Source organism: Simplicispira sp. (genome assembly GCF_028687295.1).
In the GTDB taxonomy this organism is placed as follows: domain Bacteria; phylum Pseudomonadota; class Gammaproteobacteria; order Burkholderiales; family Burkholderiaceae_C; genus Simplicispira; species Simplicispira metamorpha.
The window spans coordinates 1-5636 of the sequence record NZ_JAQUAL010000188.1; the positions used below are offsets into that span (position 1 = coordinate 1).

5 protein-coding genes are annotated in these 5636 nt (G+C 67.5%); all 5 read right to left on the reverse strand.

The features are described 5' to 3' along the window. Positions 1 to 139 precede the first annotated feature (139 nt). Positions 140 to 1303 (reverse strand): acyl-CoA dehydrogenase family protein, encoded by a 1164-nt coding sequence (locus tag PHX69_RS15050; protein ID WP_288044776.1) that lies wholly within the window; start codon positions 1301 to 1303, stop codon positions 140 to 142. Further along, on the reverse strand, positions 1300 to 2439 hold the full coding sequence (locus PHX69_RS15055) for an acyl-CoA dehydrogenase family protein (protein WP_288044778.1): 1140 nt from the start codon (positions 2437 to 2439) through the stop codon (positions 1300 to 1302). The genes PHX69_RS15050 and PHX69_RS15055 overlap by 4 nt, the downstream gene beginning before the upstream one ends. 62 nt (positions 2440 to 2501) lie before the next feature. After that, entirely contained in the window at positions 2502 to 4067 is a 1566-nt protein-coding gene (locus tag PHX69_RS15060; protein ID WP_288044780.1) for an amidase, read from the reverse strand. A gap of 1 nt (position 4068) precedes the next feature. Continuing rightward, a complete protein-coding gene (locus tag PHX69_RS15065) occupies positions 4069 to 4947 on the reverse strand; it encodes an SDR family oxidoreductase (protein WP_288044782.1) in 879 nt (292 codons plus the stop codon). Between the two features lie 4 nt (positions 4948 to 4951). Further along, positions 4952 to 5636: acetyl-CoA C-acyltransferase (locus tag PHX69_RS15070; RefSeq protein WP_288044784.1), on the reverse strand; the 685-nt coding region annotated here is incomplete at its 5' end.

Consider the following 5636-nt stretch of genomic DNA (forward strand, 5'->3'; position numbering starts at 1 on the left):
TCAAACATCCATCCCAGTTGATGGATGCCATGGTGCTTTCAGCCCCCACAGCGCACATCGTCTGCTTGGACGATAGAGGGTGCCAGCCCTGCACCCAGCGCACTGGCGGTGCTCCCGCACACCGCCCTGGGCGAGCCCATCAGCGCGGCATTTGCAGCGCGCGCTCGGCCATCAGGTTGAGCTGTATTTCATTGCTGCCCGCGTAGATGGTGTCGGCACGGCTGACCAGCCAGAGCCGCTGCAGCGTCTGGTGCAGCGGGTCATTGCTGGCGATGTCGCCGTCTGCGCCCAGCACGTCCATGGCCAACTCGCCCAGCGTGCGGCGCCAGTTAGACCAAGCGTATTTGCTGATGCTGGACGCGCGCGCTGGTGCGTCATCGCCCGAGGTGCGCAGCGCGTGGCTGCGCAGCGTCTGCAAGCCCAACGCGGCGTGGGCGATGCGCTGGCGCAGCAGCGGGTCGCGGGCAGCGCCGTTGCGCCGGGCCACCTCCATCACCTGCTCCAGCTCGCTCTGGAAGTGGGCCTGCTGCCCCAGCGTCGAAGCACCGCGCTCGCAGCCCAGCAGGTACATGGCCACCGCCCAGCCCTGCCCCGGCGCGCCCAGGTGCAACGCGCCTTCGGTGCGGGCGCCGTCAAAGAACACCTCGTTGAACTCGGCCTCGCCCGTGATCTGGCGGATGGGGCGCAAGGTGACGCCGCTCTGGTGCAGCGGCACCAGCAGCAACACCAGACCCTTGTGGCGCTGAGAGCCGGGCTCGCAGCGCGCCAGCACAAAAATCCAGTCGGATTCGTGCGCCCACGATGTCCACACCTTTTGGCCGTCAATGACCCATTCGCCGCTGTCCGGGTCGATGCGCGCGCGGGTGCGCACCGCCGCCAGATCCGAGCCTGCACCGGGCTCGGAGTAGCCCTGCGCCCAATAGGTCTGACCGGCCAGAATGCCGGGCAAGAAGCGCGCCTGCAACTCGGGCGTGCCGTGGGCCATCAGCGTCGGCGCCAGCAGCGTCTCGCCAATGTGGCCCAGGCGGCCGGGGCCGCCGCAGCGCACATATTCCTCGTGAAAAATCACCTGCTGCGCTAGCGGCAACTCGCGCCCGCCGTGCTGGCACGGCCAGCCCAGCCCCGTCCAGCCGCCGGCGGCCAGCTGCTGTTCCCAGCGCTTGGCCAATGCAGGCTCGTAGCCGGGCGAGCCCAGCCCGCTGGCATGGCGCAGGGGTGCAAACTCACCGCACAGGTGGGCGTGCATCCAGTCGCGCACGCTGGCGCGAAAAGCGCGCTCGGTATCGGTTTCTTGCAGATTCACACAGCCTCCTCTGGCGTGGTCAGTAACTGTTCAGCGACTTGCTCCAGCCACCACGACAGCGGCCCCAGCCGCTGGCTGGAGGCCTGCGCGCGGCGCAGGTACAGGTGTGGGTCGAACTCCCAGGTAAAACCGACACCGCCGTGCAGTTGCAGGGATTCGCGGGCACAAAACTGCGCCGCTTCGGTGGCAGCCACACGGGCCTGGGCTGCGTACAGCAGCAAGGTGGCTGCGTCGTCGGGGGCGGCATCGGCCATGCAGGCTGCGCCATAAACAGCCGAGCGGGCACCCTCCACGGCCACCAGCATCTGCGCACACCGGTGTTTGACGGCCTGAAAACTGGCGATGGGGCGGTCAAACTGGCTGCGCTGCGCGGCATAGGTCAGCGTCAAGTCCAGGCATTGCTGCGCCACGCCCACCTGTTCGGCGGCCAGTGCGATAGCGCCCCATTGCAGTGTGCGCGCCAATGCGGCCTCCAGCGCGGCGCCTTGGGCCAGGCAGTGCGTGGCAGGCAGCGCCACATCTTGGCAATTCACCACCGCCATGCGGCGCGTGGCGTCCAGCGTGGCCAGTGGCTGGCGCTGCACACCCGGCGCATCGGCGGGCACGGCAAACAGAACGGTTTGGCCACTGGCCGTGTGCGCGGGCAGCAGCAAAACATCGGCCAGGGCGGCAGAGCCCACCTGCGGCCAGTGGCCACTCAGCGTCCAGCCGGTATCGGTGCGCTCGGCCCGGGCCGCTGCGCCAGCGCCAGGGGGCACGGGCAGCGCCAGGGCAGCGATGGCTTCGCCGGTGGCCAGCAGATGCAGCCAGTCTTGCGCCAGCGGGCTGGCGGGCAACTGCCGCAGCACGGTGGCGGCCAGCGCCACGCTATCGAAAAAAGGCACGCAGGCCAGGCGCCGACCCAGCTGCTCTTGCAGCAGCACCAACTCGACCAAGCCCAGCCCCAGGCCACCAGCCTCCTCGGGCAGGTGTACGCCGCACCAGCCCAGTTCGGCCATGCCACGCCACAGCCCGGCATCCAGGCCACTGGCACTCTGGCTGGTGGTGCGCACAGCGGGCATGGCACTGGCTTCGGCCAGAAAAGTGGCAGCACTGTCGGCAATTTGTTGCTGCTCGTCGCTGAGGGAAAGATCCATACAAGGCGTCCATCAAGAAAAGAAAGGGGATTCAGGGCCTGCTGCGCTGGGGCAGCACTGCGCTACAGCACAGGCCGTCGGTCTTTCCAGGGCGCGGCCTGCTCCAGCTGCGCGGCCAGCGCCAGCAAGGTGGCTTCGGCGCCAAAGGGCGCGGCAAACTGCGCGCCAATCGGCATACCGGCCCCATTCCAGTGCAGCGGAACCGACATGGCCGGGTGCCCGGTCATGTTGAAAATGGCAGTAAAAGGCGACGCAGTCATCGCCACCTTCACGAAACTCTCGTAAGGCTGGTCTAGCGACATGGCGCCCAGCAAGGGCGCTGGCGCCGCCGTCACCGGCGACAAAATCAGGTCGTATTCGCCCAGAAAAAGATCCACCGTGCGGGCCGCCTGGTCGAACACGGTGCGGGCGGTAAAGGCCTGCTCGGCGCTGTAGCCGCGCGCCAGCTGCAGGCTGCGCCAGTTCAGGGGCTCGAACTCGTCCTCGCGGGCTGTTCGGCCGGTTTCTTTTTCGCGCATGCGCACGCTGGCCAGCATGCCCGCAGCGGTGGCTATGCCCATGCTGCCAAACATCTCGCCAATGGCCAGCTTGGGCGCGGCCATCTCCACAACATGCCCCAGCGATTCGCACAGGCGTGCCGCTGCGCGCACGGCGTCCAGGCAGTCGGGGTGGACTGGCGCGCCAAAGGGGTTTTGCTCCATCAGTGCAATGCGCAGTCGGCGCGGCGGGCGGGTAATGGCATCGATCAACGCACCGGGCTGCGGGCCAGTGCGGCTGCCCGCTTCGGGGCCTTGCGTGAGCTGCAACAGCAAGGCGCTGTCGCGCACGCTGCGGCTGATCACGTTTTGCGCCGACAGGCCCAGCCAGCCTTCCAGCATCTTCGGGCCCATGGGCACCAGGCCCCGGCTGGGCTTGAGACCAAACAGGCCGCAGTGCGACGACGGAATGCGGATCGAACCGCCGCCATCGCTGGCGTGCGCCGCTGGCACGATGCCTGCCGCCACCGCCGCCGCCGCGCCACCTGACGAGCCGCCCGCGCTGTAGGCCAGATTCCACGGATTGCGCGTCAGACCGAACAGGCGCGACTCGGTGGTGGCCGTCTGGCCAAACTCGGGCGTGGTCGTCTTGGCAAAGATGTTCAACCCGGCAGCCCGGTAGCGCTGCACCAGGGTCGAATCGTGGTCGGCCACCGCGTCCTTGAAGAAAGCACAGCCCTGTGTGGTGACGGTGCCCTTCATGGCAACGCCCAAATCCTTCAGCGCAAAGGGCACACCGGCCAGGGGTGCCGTTTGGGCCCAGGCCGCACGCTCGGCCCGGCCCATGCGCGACAGCCGCTGTGCGTTTTCGCGGGCCAGATCGAAGTGGCGCAGGGCCACCGCATTGATCTGGCTGCGCGCCTCGGCGCGGGCAATGGCAGCTTCCAGTGCCTCCAGCGCTGTCAGGCGGCCTTCCCGGATGGCCGACGCGAGTGCTAGCGCATCCAGCTTTTCGTACTCGGGCATGGGCAGCGCAGGGGTGCTGGCTGGCGGCTCGGCAGCGGTCGCCATGCCCACTTGCAAAGCCAGCCCGGCTGCGGCGCCAGTCTTGAGAAAGTGGCGGCGCCCCCCAGGGGTGTGCTCGGTGCCCATGTCAGCTTCCCCAGACTTTTTGCGCTGGCACCGCTTGGGCCAGCAATTGGTCGATCACCGGGCCCAGCTCTGCGGGCTCCCAGCGCGCACCCTTGTCGCGGGTGGCATCGGTGCGCCAGCCGTCGCCCACTGAGATGCGCCCGCCCTGGCTCTCAAACACCTTACCGGTTACGTGGGCCGACTGGGGGCTGCCCAGCCAAACCACCAGCGGCGCGACGTTTTCAGCCGCCCAGGCATCAAAGCTGCCATCCTGCGGCGGCTTGACCACGTCGGGCATGGCGCTTTCGGTCATGGAGGTGCGTGCTGCTGGCGCCAGCGCGTTGACGCTCACGCCGTAGCGCGCCATTTCAGCGGCTTGCACCAGGGTCAGCGCGGCAATGCCGCCTTTGGCCGCCGAGTAATTGGACTGGCCAATGGAGCCTTGCAAGCCAGCGCCCGAGCTGGTGTTGATGATGCGGGCATCGATCTTGTTGCCTGCCTTGGCCTGGTCACGCCAGCGGCGGCCCAGGATATTGGCGAGGCAAAAATGGCCCTTCAAGTGCACGCGCATGACCTGATCCCAGTCGTCTTCGCTGAGGCTGACAAACATGCGGTCGCGCAAGATGCCCGCGTTGTTGACCAGCACATGCACCTCGCCAAAGGCGGCCAGCGCCGCATCGACGATGGACTGCGCACCGGCCATGGTGGTGATGTCGCCATGGTTGGCGATGGCCTTGCCGCCAGCGGCAGCCACCTCTGCCACCACGGCCTGGGCGGCTTCCAGCCGGATGTCGTTGACGACGACGTTGGCACCCTCGGCCGCAAAGGCCAGCGCATAGGCGCGGCCCAGGCCGCCACCGGCGCCGGTGATGATGACGGTACGGTTGTTGCAGATAGGCATGGTTTCAGAGTCTTTCAATGATGGTGACGTTGGCCTGACCGCCGCCTTCGCACATGGTTTGCAGGCCGTAGCGGCCGCCGGTGCGCTCCAGCTCGTGCAACAGCGTGGTCATCAGCTTGGCGCCCGAAGCGCCCAGCGGGTGGCCCAATGCGAGTGCGCCGCCGTTGACGTTGGTGCGCTCGTGCGGGTAGCCGGTTTCTTTCAGCCAGGCCATGACCACCGAGGCAAAGGCTTCGTTGATCTCGACCAGGTCGATGTCCTCGATCTTCATACCGGCTTTTTTCAGCGCGTGCTGCGTGGCGGCAATGGGCGCCGTCAGGTGCCAGATGGGGCAGTCGGCGCGCACGCTCAGGTGGTGGATGCGGGCGCGCGGCGTGAGGTGGTAACGCTTGAGCGCTGCCTCGGACACCACCAGCACCGCAGCGGCAGCATCGCAGGTCGAGCTGGACACGGCGGCGGTGATCTTGGGGTAGGTGGGATCGACCGGCTGCAGCGTGGCGAGTTTTTCGAGCGTGCTGGCGCGCGCTGTTTCATCCATGCGGAAATCGCCAAAAGGGACGATTTCGCGGTCAAAACGCCCTTCGGCCATGGCGCGCAGGGCGCGGTCGTGGCTCTCTTTGGCAAACACTTCCATGGCTTCGCGCGACAGCCCCCAGTGGTCGGCAATGCGCTGCGCGGCATAGAACTGG

Excerpts from the sequence above, each read along its gene's own strand:
- PHX69_RS15055 (WP_288044778.1), bottom strand. The coding sequence starts at position 2,439 with ATGGATCTTTCCCTCAGCGACGAGCAGCAACAAATTGCCGACAGTGCT.
- PHX69_RS15060 (WP_288044780.1), bottom strand. The coding sequence starts at position 4,067 with ATGGGCACCGAGCACACCCCTGGGGGGCGCCGCCACTTTCTCAAGACT.
- PHX69_RS15065 (WP_288044782.1), bottom strand. The coding sequence starts at position 4,947 with ATGCCTATCTGCAACAACCGTACCGTCATCATCACCGGCGCCGGTGGC.